The organism is Natronorubrum amylolyticum (assembly GCF_052040145.1).
In the GTDB taxonomy this organism is placed as follows: domain Archaea; phylum Halobacteriota; class Halobacteria; order Halobacteriales; family Natrialbaceae; genus Natronorubrum.
In genome coordinates, this window is the sequence record NZ_JBPPFW010000001.1 from 607,433 (window position 1) to 629,147 (window position 21,715).

Below are 21,715 nucleotides of genomic sequence, written 5' to 3' on the forward strand. Positions count from 1 at the left end.
GCCGGACGGAAAGACTCTTTTCGTCGAAGGGGCGTAGTACGGAACGATGGAGAGCCACTACGAGGCCCTTGGGCTACCGCCGACCGCCGACGAGCGGGCGGTTCGGCAAGCCTACCGGACCTTGTTGAAAGAACATCATCCGGACCAGGGTGGCTCTCGAAAACGCTTTCTCCGGATCAAGACCGCCTACGAAGCGATTGTCGGGGAACAGCCACCCGACGATCCCGAAACCGATGGGGGCGCGATTCCACACCTTCGCGACGGCGCAAGCGATCCCCGACAAACCCCGCCGACGTACGATCCCGACGCGCGTTCGGCCGACGAGTCGCCCGTCGATAGTCACGAGACGCTGACGGTCGGCGGCCAGTATCTCACCCTCACTCTCTCGGCGTTGGTCCACGATATCTCCCTCGCCGACCTCGTCGACGAACACGTCCCCGCTGCGACCGATCGAACGGTCGCCTTCTTCCGCGTTCACAACACGAGTTCCCAGCCCCGTTGCTGGCGAGGCAAGGCAAACACGAGTTTCATCGGCGACGACGGCTTTCTGTACGAGGGCTCGAGTATCGTCACGCCACACGCCGAGCAGTTGCCCGAGCGGTGGTGTGGAACCGACGTCGAGATCCAGCCCGGGCAGGCGCTCGATGCGGTCGTCATCGCCCAGGAGATGCCAGCCGACGTCGCCGTCGAAAAGGTGCTGTACACCCAGCGTGCGAACGAAACTAGCGACAACGAACTCGGAGACGATGACGAGACCGTCGGAGACACCGAACGATACCTCTTCGAACTCCGGCCGCTCGTCCGCGAACGGCTCGATAGGCTCCCGTTTCGGACGTAACGAATGCCGCTGTCTGACGGCCGAGACGGGTTCGTCGGCCTCCGCGACCGTCGTAGATCCGGAACAGCAAGACAAATACGGAGCCTATCCTAACCCTCGATAATGGCAACCGCCGACGCGAAACGACGGCTCCGGAAGCGGCCGATGGGTGTTACGATCCTCCTCTCGATCGTCGGCTACGCGCTCGTCATCGGCACGTTCGTGCTCGACCTGCCGATCTATCCGGATCTCACGCTCTCCCAGGTCAACTTCCTCACGCACGCGATCGCCGTCATCAACGCGGCCACGACGGTGTTGCTCGTTTCCGGCTGGTACTGGATCCGCGTCGACGAGGTCGAGAAACACCGGAAGGCGATGATCGGCGCGTTCGTGTTGATCCTGGTCTTTCTCGTCACCTACCTGACCCGCGTCGGCGGCGGCGACGGCGAGAAGCTGTTCGTCGGCCCCGACTCGGTCTACTACGCCTACCTGCTCATGCTGGCGATTCATATCTTCCTCTCGATCGTGGCCGTCCCGGTCGTGCTCTACGCGCTGATCCTCGGCTTGACGCACACGCCCGCGGAGCTTCGGCGGACTTCCCACGCCAAAGTCGGACGCATCGCCGCCGCCTCGTGGGTCCTGAGCCTCGTCCTCGGCGTCGTCACCTACCTGTTGCTCAACCACATCTACAGTTACGAGTTCGGGATCGTGATCGCGCCGCTGTTCTGACCCGCACCGATACACGGAGGAATCTCGTCGCCAACGGCAGCGACACACGAGTTCCGGTTCCGCCTCGAGGATCTATCCCGTTTCGTTCACGTCTCCGTCGACCTCCGCAGAATCGGCGACGTCGACGGACTGGCCGGTAACGTCGCCGTCGACCTCGGCATCGTCCTCGAGCACAACGTCCCCGTCGGCGTCGACGTTCCCGCCGACTTCAGCGTCCTCCTGAAGCAAGACGTCGCCGCCGGCTTCGACGTCCCCGTCGACTTCCGCGTCGGGACCGAGAACGACGTGTCCGCCCGCAGCTACGTCCTCGGCTTCCGTGTCGTCTTCGAAGCGGACGTGTTCGCCGGCGTCGACGGCGCCATCGACTTCTGCGTCGTCTTCGAGCACGACCGAACCGCCGGCGATAACGCTTCCATCGAGGAGGAACTCCTCGGGGACGACGACGTCGTCACCCGTCTCCACGTCTCCGATCTCCTCCTCGACGGTCACGGCGTCGCGATCCTCGATCGGCCACGACTCGTCGATCTCGCCGTCGGCCTCGAGCGGGCTGTAGTCGTCGTCGACGGCTTCGTCTTCGTCGTCTTCCTGTGCACTCACTGCGCTAGCCGTCGCGCCGACGACGAGGGTTCCGCCCGTTACCTGCAGAATACGTCGTCGGGTCGTCTCTCGTGTCATCACTGGTTGCTGGCTACCGGGAGAGAAATAAAAGGCACACCAGCAGTTCCACACTATCATCGACGGCAACACGACGTGATGTGGCCGTCTCGTCGGGCAAGACGGGTGTTACAGGTAGCCTTCCTCGGCCAGTCGCTCGATTCCTTCCTCGAGTCGCTCCTCGCTCGCGGCGTAGGAGATTCGCGCGTAGCCGGGCGTCCCGAACGCGCTGCCGGGAACGGTAGCGACGTGGGCGTCCTCGATCGCCCCCTCACACCAGGCCTGATCGTCTTCGTCGACGGGCAGCATCATGTAGAACGCGCCGTCGGGGACGGCGACGTCGACGTCGTGTTCCTCGAGCAGGTCGACGACGAGCTCGCGGCGTTCCTCGAACGCATCGGTCATCTCCGAGACGGCCTCGTCGGTGTTCTCGAGTGCCTCGATGCCGGCGTGCTGGACGAAGTTCACGGCCGAGGAGACGGAGTGGCTGTGGAGTTTGCCGGCCTGATCGATCAGCTCCTCGGGGCCGGCGAAGTAGCCGAGTCGCCAGCCGGTCATCGAGTAGGCCTTCGAGAAGCCGTTGACGGTGATCGTGCGCTCGGCCATCCCCTCGAGCGTGCCGAGGCTCGTCGGCTCGACGCCGTAGGTAATCTCCTTGTAGATCTCGTCGGAGATGACGGTGATATCGTGTTCGACGGCCAGATCACGGACGCCCTCGAGGGCGGCGTCGGAGTAGACCGCGCCGGTCGGGTTCGACGGCGAGTTGACGATCAGCAGCTCGGTGTCGTCCGACACTGCGGCCTCGAGGTCGTCGAGTGCGGGCTCGAGCTGGAAGTCGGCGTCGGAGAGGTCGACGCGGGTCAGGTCGCCGCCGGCCATCTTGACCATCGCCTCGTAGGAGACCCAGGCGGGGTCGAGCAGGGCGACTTCGTCTCCGTCCTGAATCAGCGCCTGGACGATTTCGTAGAGCGCCTGTTTCGCGCCGGGGGTGACGATGATCTCTTCGGGGCCGTGATCGAGTCCGTCGGCGGCGAGCTTTTCCGAAATGGCCTCGCGGAGGTCGATGATCCCCGCGGAGGTGGTGTAGCCGGTGTGGCCGGCGTCCATCGCGTCCTGGCCGGCGTCGACGATGTTCTGGGGCGTCGGGAAGTCGGGCTCGCCGACGGAGAGGTCGACGACATCGGCGCCGTCGTTCTCGAGTTCGGTGGCGAGCGCGGAGATGGCCAGCGTTGCGGACGGTTCGACTCGGGTCAAGCGGTCGGTGAATTCCATAGACATTGTGCTGAAGTGGTGCTGTTACGCTGAGTCTGCGTCGGGGTCGGGAAGTTCGTCCACGAGGTCGAGCGCGCCGTCGACGGCTTTCGCCGCGTTCTCGACGCGTTCGCGGGACTCGGCGGCGGACATTCCGGGCCCCGTCACGCCGAGTGTGACCGGGGTGTCACGCTCGAGGCTCACGTCGGCGAGCCGCTGGGCGGCCGCGTCCGTGATCACCTGATCGTGATCGGTGTCGCCGGTGATGACCGTCCCGATGACGGCGACGGCGTCGACGGTCTCGAGGCGGGCGAGTCGGTCCGCCGCGAGGGGCGCGTCGTACACGCCCGGAACGGTGACGGTCTCGTACACCTCGGCGCCCGCGGATTGGGCCGCCTCGAGTGCCTCCTGCTCCATCTGCTCGGTGATCGGACGGTTGAACTCCGCGACCACCAGTCCGAGCGTGGTCATATGCCTGCGGTGGAGAGGCTGCGTAAAAGAGGTACCGTTCTCGGCGGACGAATCGGGCCGTGGTGGGCGAATCGAACGCGGGGTATCGACGCGACCACTCTCTCAGTTTCCGAACGATCAGGAAGTGCTGGACGAGGGTTTACGAGCGAACGCGAAGTAGTTACTAGCCGATCACATATGAGCGCAGACAGCCAACACCAGAACCTGGCCATCATCGGCCACGTCGACCACGGGAAGAGTACGCTCGTCGGACGGCTCCTCTACGAGACGGGGAGCATCCCCGAACACGTCATCGAGCAGCACCGCGAGGAGGCCGAAGAGAAGGGCAAGGGCGGATTCGAGTTCGCCTACGTCATGGACAACCTCGCAGAAGAGCGAGAGCGCGGTGTCACTATCGACATCGCTCACCAGGAGTTCTCGACCGACGAGTACGATTTCACCATCGTCGACACGCCCGGTCACCGCGACTTCGTCAAGAACATGATCACCGGTGCGAGTCAGGCCGACCACGCCGTCCTCGTCGTCGCGGCCGACGACGGCGTCGCACCGCAGACCCAGGAGCACGTCTTCCTGGCCCGAACCCTCGGTATCGACGAACTCATCGTCGCGGTCAACAAGATGGACGTCGTCGACTACGAGGAATCGACGTACGACGAGGTCGTCGGCGAAGTCGAGCAGTTGCTCGAGCAGGTTAGATTCCAGACCGACGACGCCTCGTTCATCCCGATTTCGGCGTTCGAGGGCGACAATATCGCCGACGCCTCCGACAACACGCCGTGGTACGACGGCCGTACGATACTCGAGGCGCTCAACGACCTCCCCGAACCCCAGCCGCCGACGGACGCGCCGCTCCGTCTTCCGATTCAGGACGTCTACACCATCTCGGGGATCGGTACGGTCCCGGTCGGGCGAATCGAGACGGGCATCATGAACGTCGGCGACAGCGTCTCCTTCCAGCCCAGCGACGTGGGCGGCGAAGTGAAGACGATCGAGATGCACCACGAGGAAGTCCCGGAAGCGCGACCCGGCGACAACGTCGGCTTCAACGTCCGCGGCATCGGCAAGGACGACATTCGCCGCGGTGACGTCTGCGGTCCCGCAGACGACCCGCCGAGCGTCGCCGAGACGTTCCAGGCCCAGATCGTCGTCATGCAACATCCCTCGGTCATCACGGCCGGCTACACGCCGGTCTTCCACGCCCACACGGCCCAGGTCGCGTGTACGATCGAGTCCATCGACAAGAAGATGGACCCAGCAAGCGGCGAGGTTGCCGAGGAGAACCCCGACTTCATCCAGTCGGGTGACGCCGCTGTGGTTACCATCCGACCACAAAAACCACTCAGCATCGAGCCGTCGAGCGAGATCCCGGAACTCGGGAGCTTCGCCATCCGCGACATGGGTCAGACCATCGCGGCCGGGAAGGTTCTCGAGGTCCACGAACGGGAGTGACGCTCGCCCGGCTGAGCAGTCCGACGCGATCGATTCGAGGACCGCGTCAGCCACGGGCGGAACGCCCGCGGAACTGAGCGGAGATCGCTCCGACGAGGTGACCGGTCGCGGATTGCCAATTCTTAAGCACAATCGCAGTCAACCGCCGCGCAATGACAACGCTACGGACGCCAGGCCCGACGATCGGGGTCGTCGGCGGGGGACAGCTCGGTCGGATGCTCGCCGAGGCGGCGTCGCCGCTCGGCGTCGAGGTCGTCGTGCTCGACCCGACGCCGGACTGCCCGGCCGCACCCGTCGTCCGCGATCAGATTGTCGCCGACTTCGACGACGAGGCGGGGATCCGCGAACTCGCCGCCCGCGCGGACGTGCTCACCTTCGAGATCGAACTCGCCGACCAGGACGTCTTAGAGCGCGTCAGCGAGGACTCGGGAACGCCCGTCCACCCGAAGCCGTCGACGCTGCGGACGATCCACGACAAACTCGTCCAGAAACGGGAACTCGAGGACGCCGGCATTCCCGTCCCGCCGTTCCGCGCGGTCGACGACGCCGACGATATCCGCGACGCCATCGACGACTACGGCGCGCCGGTGATGCTCAAGGCCCGCACGGGCGGCTACGACGGCCGCGGAAACGTCCCCGTCGAGTCGAAAGGGGACGCCGAAGAGGCTCTCGAGTCCGTCGCCGGCCCCGCGATGGTCGAAGCCTTCGTCGAGTTCGAGCGCGAGGTGTCCGTCATCGCGGTGAAGGGAGACGACGAGGTCGCGACGTTCCCGCTCGGGGAGAACATCCACGTCGACGAGATCCTTCGGGAGACGATCGTCCCCGCGCGCTCGAGCGAAGCCGGGACGGAACGAGCCTACGAGGTCGCGCGGGACGTGCTCGAAGTCATGGACGGACGCGGCGTCTACGGAATCGAGCTATTTGAAGCGCCAGATGGCGAAATCCTGCTCAACGAGATCGCTCCGCGCCCGCACAACTCCGGCCACTGGACCATCGAGGGCGCACACAGTTCGCAGTTCGAACAGCACGCGCGCGCGGTTCTCGGCTGGCCGCTCGGGTCGACCGAACTCCGCTCGCCGACCGCGCTCGCGAATCTGCTGGCCGACGTCGAGGAGAACCGTGACGCGCAGTTGCGACACGTTGACCGCGTGCTCGAGACCCCCGGCGCGAACCTCCATTGGTACGGCAAGCGCCAGGCCCGACCGGGGCGGAAGATGGGGCACGTGACGGTTTCGGGGCGCGACGAGGACGCGGCCGTCGAAGAGCTGCTCGAGACCGCACGGCAACTCGAGGATGCGGTAACGTTCCGTTCCGAGTGAGTGCCACGCGGTGACGTTCCGATCGGCGTGAGCGCCGGCACGCCGTAACGGTCTCGGCGGTTTGAAGTCCTCTGCCCGACCACTGACAATCATGAGCGACAGCGTTGCCGAGCTAATCGACAGGCTACACCGCGAGGCCGAACAGGACCGCCCGACCGAAGAAACCCCCGACGTTGGGATCGTTATGGGGAGCGACTCGGATCTCGAGGTCATGATGACCGGCGGGAAACGTCGCGGGGCCTACGACGCGTTCGTCGACGAACTCGGCTTCGCCGAGCAGACCAATTTCGAGAACCCGCCCGCAGAGCGCTTTACTTTCGAGACGTACGTCACCTCGGCCCACCGAACGCCGGACTTAATGACGGCTTACGCCGAAACGGCGGAGGATCGCGGTCTCGAGGTGATCATCGCCGGTGCGGGCGGCAAGTCCGCGGACCTGCCGAACATGACCGCCTCGATCGCCTACCCGCTGCCCGTGATCGGCGTCCCCGTCCAGGAGAAGTCCGTCGACAGCGTCATCGGGATGCCCACCGGCGCGCCGCTCGTGGCGGTCGACGCTGGAAAATCGTTCAACGCGGCGCTTTCCGCGGCCCAGATTCTCGCGCGCCAGTCCGACGAGGTTCGCGACCGACTCGTCGCCTACCACGAAGGGCTCCGCGAGGGGGTCGGGTCGGTCTCTCGAGCGCTGCACGACGAGGGAACGGTCGACTTTGCGAACCGGTAAATTTCGCCCCGCTCGCGGGTTCGAACAACCGACCGAGAAGTGAGAGGGACTCCCACAAAAATTGAACGTTTGTCCGCTTTCCGTCGGTTCAGGGCGCGACGTCCGAACGGGCACCCCTCTTGCCTTCTTGCGTTTTCATCGATCGAGTAATCTCGGGATACCGATTCGTTCGGTAATGAAATGTGCATATATAGTTTACAGTGATTATTCGAGAAGGTTTGATACCGCGAAGTAGACGGTATGGCCCGTCTGCGGCCGAAAAACGAACAATCAACCCTTATATGCGTGGGGTATGAATCTCCGAACGTTACGGAGATGAACGACTGGATCGCTATCGGGATGCTGGCGCTCGTGGGGTTATCGATACCACTCGGTATGATGGTGGTCTCCTACCTCATTCGACCGTCGGTTCCCGAAACGAGTAAACGTGCCACCTACGAGAGTGGCGAGATCCCGACCGGCGGAACGCGTATCCGCTTTAACATTCAGTACTACATGGTCGCGCTTCTGTTCGTGGTCTTCGATATCGAGACCGTCCTCCTGTTTCCGTGGGCGGTCGTCTATCAGGATGCGCTGGCCTCGCCGGAGTACGGGCTTCTCGAGGCGCTCGGTCCAATGTTGCTGTTCGTCGCCATCCTCATGATTGGACTCGCGTGGGCGTGGCGCACTGGTGCAGTACAATGGGCACAGACACGAACGCAAGCAGCGTCCGACACTGACCGACAATGAGTAGTGACAATCCACGGCAATCGATCTACGACAGCACCGCACCGTCGACGGACACCCGCGACTCGCGGATCGGCGAGGGTCCCGACGACCGGTTCAACTCCAAACTGCGGGAGGCGTTCGGTTCGACGCCGTTCATCCTCACGAAGTTCGACAAGTTCATGAACTGGGTGCGGGGGAACTCGATGTTCATGCTGCAGTTCGGAATCGCCTGTTGCAGCATCGAGATGATTCACACGTACGCGATCAAACACGACCTCGATCGCTTCGGTGCCGGGGTTCCGCGCGCTTCGCCGCGACAGGCCGACGTGATGATCGTTCCCGGAACGATCGTCTCGAAGTTCGGCCCCCGCATGAAGCGCGTCTACGATCAGATGCCCGAACCCAAGTTCGTCGTCGGGATGGGATCGTGTACGATCTCCGGCGGTCCGTTTCAGGAAGGGTACAACGTCGTCAAAGGCGCCGAGGAGATCATCCCGATCGACATCCACGTTCCCGGCTGCCCGCCGCGGCCGGAGGCGCTGGTCTACGGCGTCGCCAAACTCCAGGAGCGAATTCGCAACGGCGAGTCCTCGCCCGTCGTCGTCAAACCCTACGAACTCGAGCAGTTCGGCGACTTAGAGAAGGACGAACTCGTCCAGAAACTCGCGAGCGAGATCGACGAGGACGACCTCGTCATGCGCTACAACTGGGCTGATTCACCATGAGTTCGGGACTCGAGCGAACGCGACCGGTGGAGACCACCGAGGACGACCTCGAGGCGCTGTTGGGCGATCGCGCACTCGCGCGTGACGACCACCTGAACGCGCCGGGCTTCGTCATCCGACCGGACGACGTTCAGAACGTCCTCTCGGATCTGCGCGACGAGGCGGGGTTCGATCACCTCTCCTGTCTCACCGCACAGCAGTACGAGGATCGGTACGAGTCGATCTACCACATGAAGAAGTACGCCGATCCGACCCAGGAGGTCTCGATCGTCGTGCCGACGGCGACCGACGACCCCGTCAGCGAGTCCGCCGCGCCGGTGTTTCGGACGGCGGACTGGCACGAGCGCGAGGCGTTCGACCTCGTCGGGATCGACTACGAGGGCCACCCCGATCCGCGACGGATCCTTCTGCCCGAAACCTGGCAGGGCCACCCGCTCTCGCTGGATTACGATCAGGAGAAGCCACAGCTCGTCACCCTGTCCGAACACGCCAACCCGATTCAGCCGGACCACCACGACGCCGAGTCGGACACGATGTTCTTGAACATCGGTCCACACCACCCGGCGACTCACGGCGTGCTCCACGTCAAGACCGTGTTGGACGGCGAGACGGTCGTCGACGTCGACCCCGACGTCGGCTACCTGCACCGCTGTGAGGAGCAGATGTGCCAGCAGGGAACCTACCGTCACCAGATCATGCCCTACCCCGACCGCTGGGACTACGTCTCGGCCGGGCTGTTGAACGAGTGGGCGTACGCCCGCGCGGCCGAGGATCTGGCCGACATCGAGGTCCCCGAGTACGCCCAGATCATCCGAACCATGGGTTCGGAGCTGTGTCGGATCGCCTCCCACATGCTCGCGCTCGGAACCTTCTGTCTGGACGTCTACGGCGACTTCACCGCCGTCTTCCAGTACGCGTTCCGCGACCGGGAGGTCGTCCAGGACATTCTCGAGGACCTCACCGGCCAGCGGCTGATGTTCAACTACTTCCGCCTCGGCGGGGTCGCCTGGGACCTGCCCGAACCCCGCGAGGAGTTCATCGCAAAGACGCGGGACTTCCTCGACGAACTCCCGGCGAAAGTCGACGAGTACAACGACATGGTCACCTCGAACGAAATCTTCCAGGTTCGGTGTATCGACACCGGAATCTTAGAGCCCGAGGTCGCCAAGGACTACGGCTGTACCGGGCCCGTCGCCCGCGGTTCGGGCGTCGACTACGACATTCGACGCGACGACCCCTACGGCTACTACCCCGAACTCGACTGGGACGTCATCACCGACGACGGCTGTGACAACTACAGCCGCGTCCTCTGTCGGATGCGGGAGGTCGAGGAGTCCGCGAAGATCATCGAGCAGTGTCTCGACTTACTCGAGGACTGGCCCGAAGACGAGCGGGAGATTCAGGCCAACGTCCCGCGGACGCTGAAGCCGGACGCGGATACGGAGGTCTACCGCGCGGTCGAAGGTGCGAAGGGCGAACTCGGCATCTACATCCGATCCGACGGCACCGACAAACCGGGTCGGTTCAAGATTCGCAGCCCGTGTTACCACAACCTCTCGGCGCTCGGTGAGATGACCCAAGGGGAGTACATCCCCGATCTGATCGCCTCGCTCGGCAGTCTCGACATCGTTCTCGGGGAGGTGGATCGGTAACTATGGTCGGCGCAATCACACGGACGCCGCTCCAGAACGACGACACCATCCTGCTTCCCGAACGGATCGGGGACCTAACGGGGCTCGACGCGTACGGAACCGGCGGCGAACTGCTCGCCATCTTCCTCGGAGCCTTCCTCATCGGCAATTTGATGCTCGCGATGACCGGCGTCGCCGGCCCGTGGGCGAAACGAAAGATCACCGCCGCCTTCACCGACCGGATCGCGGTCAACCGGCTCGGACCGGCCGGCATCCTGATCATCGTCGCCGACGCCGTGCGACTGCTCTCGAAGGAACTGATTATCCCCGAGAACGCCGATCGACCGGCCTACGACCTCGCGCCGATCGTCATCGCCTCCTCTGCCCTGCTGGGATTCGCCGTCATCCCGATGGGAAGCGGGATCCATCTCGCCGACCCCGAAGTCGGGCTGGCGTACGTCTTCGCGGTGGCCGGCATCGCGAGTATCGGGCTGGTGATGGCCGGCTACGCGTCGTCGAACAAGTACTCGATGCTCGGCGGCCTGCGGGCGGTGGCACAGAACGTCGCCTACGAGATCCCGCTGGTCGTCACCGGGATGTCGGTCGTCATCTTCGCCGGCTCCTTACAGATGAGTACGATCGTCGAGGCCCAGGCGGCGACGTTCGATCTCGGCATCGTCTCGATTCCGGCGTGGTACGCGCTCGTTAACCCGTTCGCGTTCGTCCTCTTCCTGGTGGCGAACTTCGCGGAGGTCGGTCGGAATCCCTTCGACACGCCCGAAGCGCCGACCGAGATCGTCGCCGGCTACCAGACCGAGTACTCCTCGGTCTACTTCGTCCTGATCTACCTCGGGGAGTTCCTCCACATCTTCCTCGGCGGAGCGATCATCGCGACGATTTTCCTCGGCGGTCCGGCGGGGCCGGGCCCGGCCGAACTCGGCATCGTCTGGTTCCTCATCAAGATCTGGGCGGTGTTCCTGCTGACCCAGTGGCTCCGATCGGCGGTGCCCCGGGTCAGAATCGACCAACTGATCGAGATCGGCTGGAAGGGACTGCTCGTCCTCTCCTTTGCGAATCTCGTACTCACCGCGGTAATTGTGGGGCTGATAGCATGATCGGGTTACTCAAATCGATGGCGACGACGATGAAGCACGCACTGGACGGCTCGACCTTCACGGTCGAGTACCCCGAGACAGCTCCGGACGTCTCCCCGCGGTTCAGGGGCGTCCACAAGTTCAGCCAGGAGCGCTGTATCTGGTGTCGCCAGTGTGAAAACGTCTGTCCGAACGACACGATTCAGATCGTGATGGACGACCAGCGCAACGGCGAACAGTACAACCTCCACATCGGCCAGTGTATTTACTGCCGGCTCTGTGAGGAGGTCTGTCCGGTCGACGCCATCCTGCTCACGCAGAACTTCGAGTTCACGGCGGATACGAAACACGACTTCGTCTACAACAAAGAGCAGCTGAAAGCCGTACCGTGGTACAAGGATATCGACCCGCTCGAGTCGCGCGAACCCGACCGGAGCGCGTGGATCGGCGAGGGGGAGGGGGACGTCGATTACCAGTAACAATGTTGGAAACGATTGCGTTCGTGGCGTTTGCGTTCGTGACGCTCGCCAGCGCGCTGGCTGTGGTCCTGCTGAAGGATCCGTGGCACTCGGCGCTCATGCTCGGCGTGGCGCTGACGAGTATCGCGGTGCACTTCGTGATGCTGGCGGCCGAGTTCGTCGCCATGATGCAGGTTCTCGTCTACGTCGGCGGGGTGTTGGTGCTCATCACGTTCGCCGTGATGCTCACCCAGCGTGACGACGAGGCGTCCGACGAGGTGGTACAGGCATGACGAACGGACCGAAACTCAGACTCGGGAGCTCGCTCGCTCCCGGACTGTTGGCGGTCGCGTTATTCGGCCTGATGGCGCTGATCGTCCTCAACACGTCGTTCCAGCCGATGGCCGACGGCGGCTTCGAGGCGGAGTCGATCACCGCCGCGATCGGCTACGCGATGTTCGATTTCGCGACGCTCCAGGAGTCCGACGGCGTGACGGGCACCGAACCGTTCCTCGCCGCGTTCCTGCTGATCGCGCTCACACTCGATGCGGCGCTCGACGCTTCGCTCGTCCTCGCAAAGCGCGAGGAAGACGGCGAGCCGGTGTCGGCGCTCGGAAGCACGGGTCCAAGCGACGCCGCACCCGGAACCGGTTCCGGCGACTCGAGCGGCTTTGGTCGCTCCGAGCCGACCGCGACGGACGGCGGTCCAGCCGACGATCAGACGAGTTCCGAGGACGGGACGACCGACGTCGACGCGGAGTCGGCGGGGGGTGACGACCGATGACGGTCGGCATCGAGTACTACGTCCTCCTGTCGATGGCCCTGTTCACTATCGGGCTGTTCGGCGTGTTGACGCGTCGTAACGCACTGATGTTCCTGATGTCCGTCGAACTGATGCTGAACGCGGCGAACATCAACCTGATCGCGTTCGCGTTCTATCACGGCAACCTCACGGGGCAGGTCTTCGCGCTGTTCGCGATGGCGCTCGCCGCCGCCGAGGTCGCCGTCGGTCTCGGGATCATCCTGGTGCTGTACCGCAACTTCCGTGACGTCGACGTCACGGTTCCGACGACGATGAGGTGGTAAGATGGAAGGTGCATTCTCCTACGCGCCGGCGATAGCGGCGTTCCCCCTCGCGGCCTTCGTGGTCGCGCTCACCTTCGGCAAGTGGATGCCGAGGAAGGGCGCGATCGCGGGTATCGCGGCGACGGCAGGCTCCCTGCTGTTCTCGCTGTGGATGCTGGCGGCGGTCGCGAGCGGCGAAGTGTATCACGAGACGCTCTACGAGTGGACGGCCGGCGATGCCGCCGGCGCAACGGGCACAGAGGGGATCGCGTTCACGTTCGGGATCCTGATCGACCCGCTCTCGGCACTGATGCTGGTCATCGTCTCGCTCGTGGCGTTCCTCGTCCACGTGTTCAGCCTCGGTTACATGAACGCCGAGGGCGAGACCGGCCTCCCGCGATACTACGCCGGACTCGGGCTCTTTACGTTCAGCATGCTCGCGTTCGTCTACGCGGACAACCTGCTGATGGCGTTCATGTTCTTCGAACTGGTGGGTCTCTGTTCGTACCTGCTGATCGGCTTCTGGTTCCGAACGCGATCCGCACCCTCGGCCGCGAAGAAGGCGTTCCTGGTCACCCGATTCGGTGACTACTTCTTCCTGATCGGGGTCGTCGCCATCGCCGCAACCTTCGGCACGGTCGCGTTCGCGGGCGACGACTCGTTCGTCGCGGCCGCCGAAACTGCGATCGCCGACGGCGACACGCTGTTCGGCTTCGACGCCCAGACCTGGGTGACGATCACCGGACTGCTCGTACTGGGCGGCGTGCTGGGTAAATCCGCCCAGTTCCCGTTCCACACCTGGCTGCCGGACGCCATGGAAGGCCCGACGACCGTCTCCGCGCTCATCCACGCGGCGACGATGGTCGCGGCCGGCGTCTACCTCGTCGCCCGGATGTTCGGCTACTACGCGCTCTCGCCGACCGCGCTGGCGATCATCGCCTTCGTGGGCGGCTTTACGGCACTGTTCGCCGCCACGATGGGCGTCGTCAAAGACGACATCAAGCAGGTGCTGGCGTACTCGACGATCAGCCAGTACGGCTACATGATGCTCGGACTCGGCGTCGGCGGCTACGTCGCCGGGGTCTTCCACCTCATGAACCACGCCTTCTTCAAGGCGCTGCTGTTCCTGGGTGCCGGCGCCGTCATCATCCTCATGCACCACGAACAGGACATGTGGAAGATGGGCGGCCTCAAGGACAAGGCACCGGTCACCTACTACACGTTCCTCGCGGGCGCGCTCGCACTCGCGGGCATCATCCCGTTCTCGGGCTTCTGGTCCAAAGACGAGATCCTGTACGACGCGCTCATCGTCGGCCTCGAGGAGCCGATCATCCTCGCCGCGTACGCGATGGGGCTCGTGGCCGTCTTCTTCACCGGCTTCTACACCTTCCGGATGGTCTTCCTGACCTTCCACGGCGAGCCGCGTTCGGAGGCTGCCGAGGACCCACACCCGGTCGGCTGGGCCGTCAAGGTCCCGCTGCTCACGCTGGGCGTCCTCGCGCTGGTCGCGGGTATCGCGAACCTCGCCCCCGTCGCGAAGATCCTGGGCGTGGACATCGTCTTCCTCGAGCACTGGCTCGACGGCGAGTACGGTGCCGTCGAGGGGCTGACCTACAGCGCCTACGGCGAGCTGTTGGCCTACGAGACTGGCGTCATCGGCTCCGAACAGCTGACGATCCTGGTCGCGGCCGGGCTCTCGCTCCTGCTCGCGTTCTCCGGGGCCGGACTGGCCTGGAAACTGTACAACGTTCCAGAGCCCGTCGCCCACAAGGAACGGCTGGGCAGCGCCCGCCGGACCATCGAGAACAACTACTACCAGGACGAGTACCAGGTCTGGCTCGCACGCGGCTTCACGCTGCCGCTCTCTCGAGCGGCCGACCGCTTCGACCAGACCGTCATCGACGGCTCGGTCAACGGCATCTCGACCGCCAGCCTCTTCGGCAGTAGCTGGGTGAAACGACTGCAGACCGGTATCGTGACGAACTACGCGGCGTTGATCGTCGCCGGCTTCATCGCCTTACTGGTCTTCCTCGGCGTCTACGGAGGGTGGTTCTGATGATGATCGAAGCACTAATCGCTGTCGCACTGATCGGCGCGCTCGTCACGTTTATGGCGCCGAATCGCATCGCGGGCAAGCTGGCGTTCGCCATCAGTCTGGTGCCCGCCGCGCTCAGCATCTGGATGTTCACGGCGTTCGACGGCAGCGGTAACGCCTTACTCGACGGCACGCTCGCCTTCGAATCCCACCTCGAGTGGATCCAGCTGGGCGAGTACTCGATTTCGTGGTTCGTCGGTCTCGACGGCATCAGCCTGCCGCTCGTCGTGTTGACGACGATCCTGACGTCGCTGGCGATCATGAGCTCGTGGACGCCGATCGACGACCGCGAGTCCCAGTTCTACGGGCTCGTCCTCTTCATCGAGGCCAACCTGATCGGCGTCTTCACCGCGCTGGATTTCTTCCTCTGGTTCATCTTCTGGGAGGCCGTGTTGATCCCGATGTACCTGCTGATCGGCATCTGGGGCGGCCCGCGCCGCAAGTACGCCGCGATCAAGTTCTTCGTCTACACGAACGTGGCGTCGCTCGTGATGTTCGGTGCGTTCATCGCGCTGATCTTCGGTCTCGGCGACGGCGTGACGAGTTTCGCGCTCCCCGAGATCGCGAACGCGATGCTCAACGGTGGTCCCGAGGGACTGTTCGGCCTCGAGGGAACCACCCTCGCCTCCGTCGTGTTCGTCGCGATGTTCCTCGGCTTTGCGGTGAAAGTCCCGGTCGTCCCGTTCCACACGTGGCTCCCGGACGCTCACGTGCAAGCACCGACGCCCGCATCCGTGTTGCTGGCCGGCGTCCTCCTGAAGATGGGGACCTACGCACTGCTGCGGTTCAACTTCACGATGTTCCCCGACCAGGTCGAGACGTACGCCGTGCCGATCGCCGCCATCGCCGTGATCAGCGTGATCTACGGCGCGATGTTGGCGCTGGCCCAGACTGACCTGAAACGGATCGTCGCCTACTCCTCGGTGTCCTCGATGGGCTACGTCATCCTCGGACTCGTCGCCTACACCCAGTTCGGGGTCGGCGGCGCGACGTTCCAGATGGTCAGCCACGGTCTCATCTCGGGGCTGATGTTCATGGCCGTCGGCGTCATCTACAACGCCACCCACACCCGGCTCGTCACCGACATGTCCGGGATGGCCGACCGAATGCCGGTCGCCGTCGGCATCCTCGTCGCCGGCGCCTTCGGCTACATGGGGCTGCCGCTCATGTCCGGCTTCGCCGCGGAGTACTTCATCTTCTTCGGCGCGTTCGGGGCCGACTTCCCGTACGCCCCGCTGTTCACGTCACTGGCGATGTTCGGCATCGTCATCGTCGCTGGCTACCTGCTCTTTGCGCTCCAGCGTGCCGTCTTCGGACCGTACGAACTCGAGACCGACTACGAGGTGAGTCGCGCCCCGCTGCACGACATCGCGCCGATGTTCGTGCTGCTCGGGCTCATCATCGCCCTGGGCGTGGCTCCCGACCTGATCTTCCAGATGATAACCGACGCAGTCGATCCGATCCTGAGCGGAGGTGACCTGTGATGGCAGTGTTCCAACTCGCGGAGTGGACCGCGATGGCGCCGGCGTTGATCCTGGCGGGGACGGCGCTCGCGCTGTTCGTCTTCGACAGCATCTCGCCGCACTCGACCAACCGCTCGCTGCTCGCGGGCACCGCGGCCGGCGGCGCGCTCGCATCGCTTGCCGTCGCGGTCTGGTTCATCGTCGCCGGCGTCGGTACGCCGACGGTCGACGGTGGACTCGGCGAGATCGAACCGATCCACGGCTTCGTCGTCGACCAGATGGCGCTGTACTTCATGATCATCGTGGCCATCGTCACGGCCCTGATCGTGGTGGCCAGCTACGATTATCTGGTCGGTCACGCCTATCAGGCCGAGTACTACTCGCTGGTCGTCCTCGCGGCGACCGGCATGTCGATGATGGCCGCCGCCGACAGCCTCGTGACGATCTTCATCGCCCTCGAGCTGGCGAGTCTGCCCTCGTACGCGCTCGTGGCGATCCTGAAGGACAATCGCGGCAGCGTCGAAGCGGGACTGAAGTACTTCCTGATCGGCGCGCTCTCGTCGGCGATCTTCCTCTACGGAATCTCGCTCGTCTACGGTGCGACGGGACACCTGGAGCTGTCCGCCATCGCGGAGGTCATCGCTGCGGGCGAGGCTGACGACTACGGCGGCCTGCTCGGACTCGGCATCCTCATGCTGATCGGCGGCTTCGCGTTCAAGACGGCCAGCGTCCCCTTCCACTTCTGGGCGCCGGACGCCTACGAGGGCGCGCCCGCACCGATTAGCGCGTTCCTCTCCTCGGCGTCGAAGGCCGCCGGCTTCGTCATCCTCTTTCGCGTCTTTACGGAGGCCTTCCCGCTCGGCGAGCAGATGAACGCCCTGATCGGCTTCGACTGGACGGTCGCGTTCATTATCCTCGCGATCGTCACGATGACGGTCGGGAACTTCGCCGCGGCGACCCAGAACAACGTCAAGCGGATGCTCGCGTACTCCTCGATCGGCCACGCCGGCTACGCGCTGATCGGCGTCGCTGGGCTCTCCGCCGACGGCGGCGAACTCGTCATGGGCGCGGCGATGATGCACCTGCTCGTCTACGGCTTCATGAACACGGGTGCGTTCCTGTTCGTCGCCCTGGCCGAACACTGGGGCGTCGGCCGCACCTTCGAGGACTACAACGGGCTCTCGACGCAGGCGCCGATCGCCTGCGCCGCGATGGCCGTCTTCATGTTCAGTCTCGCTGGAATCCCGCCGTTCGGCGGCTTCTTCAGCAAGTTCTTCCTGTTCATGGGGGCGCTCGAGGCCTCGGCCGCCAACACGGCGATGCTCGCGGTGGCTGCCGCGCTCGTCGTCAACAGCGCGCTCTCGCTGTACTACTACTCGCGGCTGGTCAAGGCGCTCTGGATCGAAGAGCCCGCGACTACCCGCGACCGACTCGCCCGACCGACGGGGCTCTACGCGGCGATCGTCGTCGCCGCCGTGATGACGGTCCTCATCCTCCCCGGCTTCGGTCCGGTCGTCGACGCGGCGCTCGACGCCGCGGTGGCCGCCCTCGGCTGAGGCGGCCTGCCGTACCGATCTGATAGCGCGACAACAGACGGTTCGCGGTTGCGTCGAAACTGACTGCTTGCAGTCGCCGAGCGCCGACCCGGTAGCTTTTCCCGCACGGGGTTGCAAACCGGCACGTATGGTTTTCCGGCTCGTGCTCGGGTGCGGAACGGTGGGCCGCCAGGTGGTCGAACAGATACCCGAGCGCACCGGTGACGCCCGCGACCGACTGCTCGTCGTCACCGAGGACGAGAGCGTCGTCGAAACGCTTCGCGACGAAAGTATTCCGGCCCGGTGTGCCGACCCGACCGATCCGGCCGCGATCGCGAACGTCGATCAGCCGGACGTGATCTTCGTCGCCAGCGACCGCACTGACGTCAATCGGGCCGCCCTCGAGCGAGCGCGCGAGCGATTTCCGACGGCGTCGATCGTGGCCTACCTCGGCGGCAACGCGACGTCGGCGGATCGGCCGCGGTTCGAGGAACTCGCGGATCACGTCGTCGACGCAAAACGCGCGATGGTCGATCACATCATCGACGGCGTCGCGCGACCCTCGGCCGGTGCGGCGATCGGCCTCCGAAAACAGCTCTCGACGATCGATGGCCGGCTCGCCGTCGTCATGCACGACAACCCGGATCCGGACGCGATCGCGAGCGCCGTCGCGCTGGTCGAGATCGCCGCGGAGGTCGGCGTCGACGCCGACGCCTGCTACTTCGGCGATATCTCCCACCAGGAGAATCGCGCGATGGTCAACTTGCTCGATCTCCGGCTCCGTAATCTCTCGCCCGATGACTCACTCGAGGAGTACGACGCGTTCGCGCTGGTCGACCACTCCCGGCCCGGGGTCAACGATCAGCTTCCCGAGGACCTCCACGTCGATATCGTCATCGACCACCACCCGCCCCGCGGTCCCGTCCCCGGCGAGTTCGTCGACCTGCGCGAACACGCCGGCGCGACCAGCACCGTCATGACCGATTACCTCGATCGGTTCGGTCTCGAGCCCCGACGAGCGACCGCCACGGCATTGCTCTACGGCATCCGGATCGATACGAACGACTTCACGCGGGAGGTCTCGCCCGCCGATTTCGAGGCCGCGTCGATCCTGTGGCCCCACGTCGAGACGTCCGTTCTGCGCCAGATCGAGCAGCCGACGGTCGAAGGGGAGACCCTGGATACGATCGCTCGAGCGATCAAGAACCGCATCCAGCACGACTCGGTCGCCGTCGCGAGCGTCGGCCGACTCGCCAACCGCGACGCCTTGCCACAGGCGGCCGACCAGTTGCTGTCGATCGAAGGCGTCGAGACGACGCTCGTCTTCGGGTTCAGAGACGAGATGGTGTTTCTCTCCGCTCGATCGCGGGCGAGCGACGTCGACCTCGGCGAGACGCTCCGAGACGCGTTCGACCGGATCGGCAGCGCCGGCGGTCACGCCGACATGGCCGGTGCCCAACTCGAGATCGGCATTCTGGGGAGCGCCGACGACGAAGACGAGATCGAGTCGATCGTCAGCGTCGTCGAGGAGGTGATCACGAATCGGTTTTTCGAAGCGATCGAAAGCCGACCGGGGGTCTCCGTCGGGGCCTACACCCAGACCAGCGAGTGGCTGTTTTCGGTCGACGAGGACGGAGTGAGCGAGCCGACACAGTCCGAGGACGAGGGTGAACTGGAAGGCGGGGAGTCGGCGTAACGCGACGGGGGAGAGAACGACGACCGTCGAAAATCGAGGCTATCCGAGACCGGGAACGGACAGCCTCCGCAGTCACCAACGGGAGGACACGCTTTTGCGCGCGGAGTCCCTTGACTGACGTATGGAGGTCGCGTCGGACAGAAGCAAACCCCAGGTCCACGAGTACATGACGCGCGACGTGGTGACGGTCGCCCCCGACGAGACCGTCGGCAACGTCGCGGCGCGGATCGCCGAGAGCGACGAGCACAGCGGCTTTCCCGTCTGCGAACGGCGACGCGTGGAGGGGTTCGTCAGCGCCCGTGACCTGTTGCTGGCCGATGACGACGAGCCGATTTTCAAGGTGATGACGACGGACCTGCTGGTCGCCCACCCCGACATGAAAGTGACCGACGCCGCCCGCGTCATCCTCCGGTCGGGCATCCAGAAGCTTCCCGTCGTCGACGACGCCGGAAACCTCGTCGGAATCATCTCTAACGCCGACGTCATCCGTAGTCAGATCGAACGCGCCACGCCGGAGAAGGTGGGGAAACTGATGCGAACGCTCGAGCAGATCCACGACACCCAACTCGAGCAGGAACGACGAACGGTCTCGCTCGCGGCACTCACGCCGACGCAGGGCCGGGTCTACGCCGACGAACTCGAGGGACGACGGTACGAACTCGAGCACGGGCTGGCCGAGCCGCTGGTAGTTATCGACAACGGCGGCACGCTGTTGCTCGCCGACGGCCACCACCGCGTCATGGCGTCGGATCGACTGGGTATCGACGAGATGGACGCCTACGTCATCGTCGTCGATCAGGCGATCGAACTCGGGATGGCTGCCACCGCGGAGAAAGAGGAACTCGAGGGAATCGACGACATCGAGGTCGTCGACTACGCCCGCCACCCGCTCGTCGAGACGACGAAACGGTTGCAGTCCGGGAAGTAGCCGACTCCTGTTCTTCGGCCGGAGATTGTCACCCAGTATAACCGATACGACAGATCTTCGAACACGACTGTCGGGCTGGCTGTCTACTGGTGAAGGTTATCCGTCCCCGGACAGTAGCCCGGTCGATGGCAGGTACCCCATCCGGACTGACGGCTGCCGACCGCGTTCTCGTCGCCGGTGCGAGCGGAGAGACTGGCCACGAACTCCTCTCAGTGCTCCGGCCGACCGATCTCACCGTCCGCGCGACGACGCAGTCGTACGCGAACGTCGATACGCTCGAGCGACTCGGCGCGGACGAGGTGATCGTCGCCGACTTCTTCCAGTCGGCGGACGCCGTCGCCGCGGTCGAAGACTGCGACGTCGTTTACTGCGCGCTCGGCACGCCGGCGGGCGTGCGCCACACGCTCGGCGGAAAGCTGGTCGATCGGACCGGCGTTATCAACCTTATTACGGCCGCAATGGGGGCTGACGTCGACTACTTCGTCCACGAGAGTGCGATCGGCGTGGGCAGTTCGAAGACGGGGATGGCGCTCCCCGCGAGACTTCTGATTCGCGGCTCGCTCCGTGCCAAGCAAGACGCGGAGACGGCGCTGCGTCGGTCGGGGCTGGGACACACGATTATTCGCCCCGGCAAACTCACCAACGCACCGCCCAGCGACGACCCCGTCGTCGGCGAGGGTGGCGACTCGGTGTCGGGATCGATCCCGCGGGCCGACGTCGCCCGACTGATGGCCGCGGCACCGTTTACGCCCGACGCACGGGATCGCACGCTCGAGGTCGTCTGTCGCCGCGGCCTGAACGAATCGCCCCGGAACCTCGTCGACATCGACTGGGCGTTCGACCGACTCGAGGAGGAAGAGCGGGAGCAAACTGAGGGTGATCAAACGCGACGCTGAGTGCCAC

At 64.7% G+C, this 21,715-nt stretch carries 22 protein-coding genes; 19 read left to right on the forward strand and 3 right to left on the reverse strand.

Going from position 1 to position 21,715, the window contains the following annotated elements:
• The first annotated feature begins 46 nt into the window (after window positions 1-46).
• Window positions 47-838 (forward strand): J domain-containing protein, encoded by a 792-nt coding sequence (locus ACSFDB_RS03025; protein ID WP_440769565.1) that lies wholly within the window; start codon window positions 47-49, stop codon window positions 836-838.
• Window positions 839-940: 102 nt separating this feature from the next.
• Window positions 941-1,546: a DUF420 domain-containing protein gene (locus ACSFDB_RS03030; protein WP_440769566.1), complete on the forward strand. Its 606-nt coding sequence runs from the start codon at window positions 941-943 to the stop codon at window positions 1,544-1,546.
• A gap of 72 nt (window positions 1,547-1,618) precedes the next feature.
• Here the strand turns inward: ACSFDB_RS03030 and ACSFDB_RS03035 are convergent, their stop codons facing one another.
• The 3 genes from ACSFDB_RS03035 to ribH form a co-directional block, all read right to left on the reverse strand.
• The gene (locus tag ACSFDB_RS03035) at window positions 1,619-2,221 is read right to left on the reverse strand and encodes a polymer-forming cytoskeletal protein (RefSeq protein WP_440769567.1); all 603 of its coding nucleotides are present in this window, start codon (window positions 2,219-2,221) and stop codon (window positions 1,619-1,621) included.
• A gap of 108 nt (window positions 2,222-2,329) precedes the next feature.
• Window positions 2,330-3,478, reverse strand: coding sequence for a pyridoxal phosphate-dependent aminotransferase (locus ACSFDB_RS03040; RefSeq protein ID WP_440769568.1), 1,149 nt, complete (start codon window positions 3,476-3,478; stop codon window positions 2,330-2,332).
• Window positions 3,479-3,496: 18 nt separating this feature from the next.
• Window positions 3,497-3,922: a 6,7-dimethyl-8-ribityllumazine synthase gene (ribH, locus tag ACSFDB_RS03045; RefSeq protein ID WP_090304547.1), complete on the reverse strand. Its 426-nt coding sequence runs from the start codon at window positions 3,920-3,922 to the stop codon at window positions 3,497-3,499.
• 177 nt (window positions 3,923-4,099) lie between these two features.
• On the opposite strand from ribH, the gene tuf reads away from it, so the two are divergent.
• From tuf to ACSFDB_RS03130, 17 genes are all read left to right on the forward strand, one after another.
• On the forward strand, window positions 4,100-5,371 hold the full coding sequence (gene tuf / locus ACSFDB_RS03050) for a translation elongation factor EF-1 subunit alpha (protein WP_440769569.1): 1,272 nt from the start codon (window positions 4,100-4,102) through the stop codon (window positions 5,369-5,371).
• A 152-nt stretch (window positions 5,372-5,523) separates the two neighbouring features.
• Window positions 5,524-6,690: a 5-(carboxyamino)imidazole ribonucleotide synthase gene (locus ACSFDB_RS03055; protein WP_440769570.1), complete on the forward strand. Its 1,167-nt coding sequence runs from the start codon at window positions 5,524-5,526 to the stop codon at window positions 6,688-6,690.
• 91 nt (window positions 6,691-6,781) lie between these two features.
• Entirely contained in the window at window positions 6,782-7,414 is a 633-nt protein-coding gene (locus tag ACSFDB_RS03060) for an AIR carboxylase family protein (protein ID WP_440769571.1), read from the forward strand.
• A gap of 315 nt (window positions 7,415-7,729) precedes the next feature.
• A complete protein-coding gene (locus ACSFDB_RS03065) occupies window positions 7,730-8,143 on the forward strand; it encodes an NADH-quinone oxidoreductase subunit A (RefSeq protein ID WP_090304557.1) in 414 nt (137 codons plus the stop codon).
• The gene (locus tag ACSFDB_RS03070; protein ID WP_006089403.1) at window positions 8,140-8,847 is read left to right on the forward strand and encodes an NADH-quinone oxidoreductase subunit B; all 708 of its coding nucleotides are present in this window, start codon (window positions 8,140-8,142) and stop codon (window positions 8,845-8,847) included. The genes ACSFDB_RS03065 and ACSFDB_RS03070 overlap by 4 nt, the downstream gene beginning before the upstream one ends.
• Complete coding sequence (locus tag ACSFDB_RS03075) at window positions 8,844-10,499, forward strand: NADH-quinone oxidoreductase subunit D (protein WP_440769572.1); 1,656 nt, start codon at window positions 8,844-8,846, stop codon at window positions 10,497-10,499. The genes ACSFDB_RS03070 and ACSFDB_RS03075 overlap by 4 nt, the downstream gene beginning before the upstream one ends.
• A gap of 2 nt (window positions 10,500-10,501) precedes the next feature.
• Window positions 10,502-11,593 (forward strand): complex I subunit 1/NuoH family protein, encoded by a 1,092-nt coding sequence (locus tag ACSFDB_RS03080; protein ID WP_440769573.1) that lies wholly within the window; start codon window positions 10,502-10,504, stop codon window positions 11,591-11,593.
• Window positions 11,590-12,051 (forward strand): NuoI/complex I 23 kDa subunit family protein, encoded by a 462-nt coding sequence (locus ACSFDB_RS03085; protein WP_006089400.1) that lies wholly within the window; start codon window positions 11,590-11,592, stop codon window positions 12,049-12,051. Before ACSFDB_RS03080 ends, ACSFDB_RS03085 begins: the two co-directional genes overlap by 4 nt.
• 2 nt (window positions 12,052-12,053) lie before the next feature.
• On the forward strand, window positions 12,054-12,323 hold the full coding sequence (locus ACSFDB_RS03090) for an NADH-quinone oxidoreductase subunit J (protein ID WP_440769574.1): 270 nt from the start codon (window positions 12,054-12,056) through the stop codon (window positions 12,321-12,323).
• Window positions 12,320-12,814, forward strand: coding sequence for a hypothetical protein (locus ACSFDB_RS03095; protein ID WP_440769575.1), 495 nt, complete (start codon window positions 12,320-12,322; stop codon window positions 12,812-12,814). The genes ACSFDB_RS03090 and ACSFDB_RS03095 overlap by 4 nt, the downstream gene beginning before the upstream one ends.
• The gene (gene nuoK / locus ACSFDB_RS03100; protein ID WP_440769576.1) at window positions 12,811-13,116 is read left to right on the forward strand and encodes an NADH-quinone oxidoreductase subunit NuoK; all 306 of its coding nucleotides are present in this window, start codon (window positions 12,811-12,813) and stop codon (window positions 13,114-13,116) included. The genes ACSFDB_RS03095 and nuoK overlap by 4 nt, the downstream gene beginning before the upstream one ends.
• 1 nt (window position 13,117) lies before the next feature.
• Window positions 13,118-15,151 (forward strand): NADH-quinone oxidoreductase subunit L, encoded by a 2,034-nt coding sequence (gene nuoL, locus ACSFDB_RS03105; protein ID WP_440769577.1) that lies wholly within the window; start codon window positions 13,118-13,120, stop codon window positions 15,149-15,151.
• Window positions 15,151-16,674 carry a complex I subunit 4 family protein gene (locus ACSFDB_RS03110; protein WP_440769578.1) on the forward strand — a complete coding sequence of 508 codons (1,524 nt, stop codon included), beginning with the start codon at window positions 15,151-15,153 and terminating at the stop codon, window positions 16,672-16,674. The genes nuoL and ACSFDB_RS03110 overlap by 1 nt, the downstream gene beginning before the upstream one ends.
• A complete protein-coding gene (locus tag ACSFDB_RS03115) occupies window positions 16,674-18,209 on the forward strand; it encodes an NADH-quinone oxidoreductase subunit N (RefSeq protein ID WP_440769579.1) in 1,536 nt (511 codons plus the stop codon). The genes ACSFDB_RS03110 and ACSFDB_RS03115 overlap by 1 nt, the downstream gene beginning before the upstream one ends.
• Before the next feature lie 127 nt (window positions 18,210-18,336).
• Window positions 18,337-19,884: a DHH family phosphoesterase gene (locus ACSFDB_RS03120; protein ID WP_440769580.1), complete on the forward strand. Its 1,548-nt coding sequence runs from the start codon at window positions 18,337-18,339 to the stop codon at window positions 19,882-19,884.
• A 121-nt stretch (window positions 19,885-20,005) separates the two neighbouring features.
• On the forward strand, window positions 20,006-20,812 hold the full coding sequence (locus ACSFDB_RS03125) for a CBS pair associated ParBc domain-containing protein (protein WP_440769581.1): 807 nt from the start codon (window positions 20,006-20,008) through the stop codon (window positions 20,810-20,812).
• A 125-nt stretch (window positions 20,813-20,937) separates the two neighbouring features.
• Window positions 20,938-21,708 (forward strand): SDR family oxidoreductase, encoded by a 771-nt coding sequence (locus ACSFDB_RS03130; RefSeq protein WP_440769582.1) that lies wholly within the window; start codon window positions 20,938-20,940, stop codon window positions 21,706-21,708.
• Window positions 21,709-21,715: the final 7 nt, after the last annotated feature.

Excerpts from the sequence above, each read along its gene's own strand:
- ACSFDB_RS03025 (WP_440769565.1), top strand. The coding sequence starts at position 47 with ATGGAGAGCCACTACGAGGCCCTTGGGCTACCGCCGACCGCCGACGAG.
- ACSFDB_RS03030 (WP_440769566.1), top strand. The coding sequence starts at position 941 with ATGGCAACCGCCGACGCGAAACGACGGCTCCGGAAGCGGCCGATGGGT.
- ACSFDB_RS03035 (WP_440769567.1), bottom strand. The coding sequence starts at position 2,221 with ATGACACGAGAGACGACCCGACGACGTATTCTGCAGGTAACGGGCGGA.
- ACSFDB_RS03040 (WP_440769568.1), bottom strand. The coding sequence starts at position 3,478 with ATGTCTATGGAATTCACCGACCGCTTGACCCGAGTCGAACCGTCCGCA.
- ribH (WP_090304547.1), bottom strand. The coding sequence starts at position 3,922 with ATGACCACGCTCGGACTGGTGGTCGCGGAGTTCAACCGTCCGATCACC.
- tuf (WP_440769569.1), top strand. The coding sequence starts at position 4,100 with ATGAGCGCAGACAGCCAACACCAGAACCTGGCCATCATCGGCCACGTC.
- ACSFDB_RS03055 (WP_440769570.1), top strand. The coding sequence starts at position 5,524 with ATGACAACGCTACGGACGCCAGGCCCGACGATCGGGGTCGTCGGCGGG.
- ACSFDB_RS03060 (WP_440769571.1), top strand. The coding sequence starts at position 6,782 with ATGAGCGACAGCGTTGCCGAGCTAATCGACAGGCTACACCGCGAGGCC.
- ACSFDB_RS03065 (WP_090304557.1), top strand. The coding sequence starts at position 7,730 with ATGAACGACTGGATCGCTATCGGGATGCTGGCGCTCGTGGGGTTATCG.
- ACSFDB_RS03070 (WP_006089403.1), top strand. The coding sequence starts at position 8,140 with ATGAGTAGTGACAATCCACGGCAATCGATCTACGACAGCACCGCACCG.
- ACSFDB_RS03075 (WP_440769572.1), top strand. The coding sequence starts at position 8,844 with ATGAGTTCGGGACTCGAGCGAACGCGACCGGTGGAGACCACCGAGGAC.
- ACSFDB_RS03080 (WP_440769573.1), top strand. The coding sequence starts at position 10,502 with ATGGTCGGCGCAATCACACGGACGCCGCTCCAGAACGACGACACCATC.
- ACSFDB_RS03085 (WP_006089400.1), top strand. The coding sequence starts at position 11,590 with ATGATCGGGTTACTCAAATCGATGGCGACGACGATGAAGCACGCACTG.
- ACSFDB_RS03090 (WP_440769574.1), top strand. The coding sequence starts at position 12,054 with ATGTTGGAAACGATTGCGTTCGTGGCGTTTGCGTTCGTGACGCTCGCC.
- ACSFDB_RS03095 (WP_440769575.1), top strand. The coding sequence starts at position 12,320 with ATGACGAACGGACCGAAACTCAGACTCGGGAGCTCGCTCGCTCCCGGA.
- nuoK (WP_440769576.1), top strand. The coding sequence starts at position 12,811 with ATGACGGTCGGCATCGAGTACTACGTCCTCCTGTCGATGGCCCTGTTC.
- nuoL (WP_440769577.1), top strand. The coding sequence starts at position 13,118 with ATGGAAGGTGCATTCTCCTACGCGCCGGCGATAGCGGCGTTCCCCCTC.
- ACSFDB_RS03110 (WP_440769578.1), top strand. The coding sequence starts at position 15,151 with ATGATGATCGAAGCACTAATCGCTGTCGCACTGATCGGCGCGCTCGTC.
- ACSFDB_RS03115 (WP_440769579.1), top strand. The coding sequence starts at position 16,674 with ATGGCAGTGTTCCAACTCGCGGAGTGGACCGCGATGGCGCCGGCGTTG.
- ACSFDB_RS03120 (WP_440769580.1), top strand. The coding sequence starts at position 18,337 with ATGGTTTTCCGGCTCGTGCTCGGGTGCGGAACGGTGGGCCGCCAGGTG.
- ACSFDB_RS03125 (WP_440769581.1), top strand. The coding sequence starts at position 20,006 with ATGGAGGTCGCGTCGGACAGAAGCAAACCCCAGGTCCACGAGTACATG.
- ACSFDB_RS03130 (WP_440769582.1), top strand. The coding sequence starts at position 20,938 with ATGGCAGGTACCCCATCCGGACTGACGGCTGCCGACCGCGTTCTCGTC.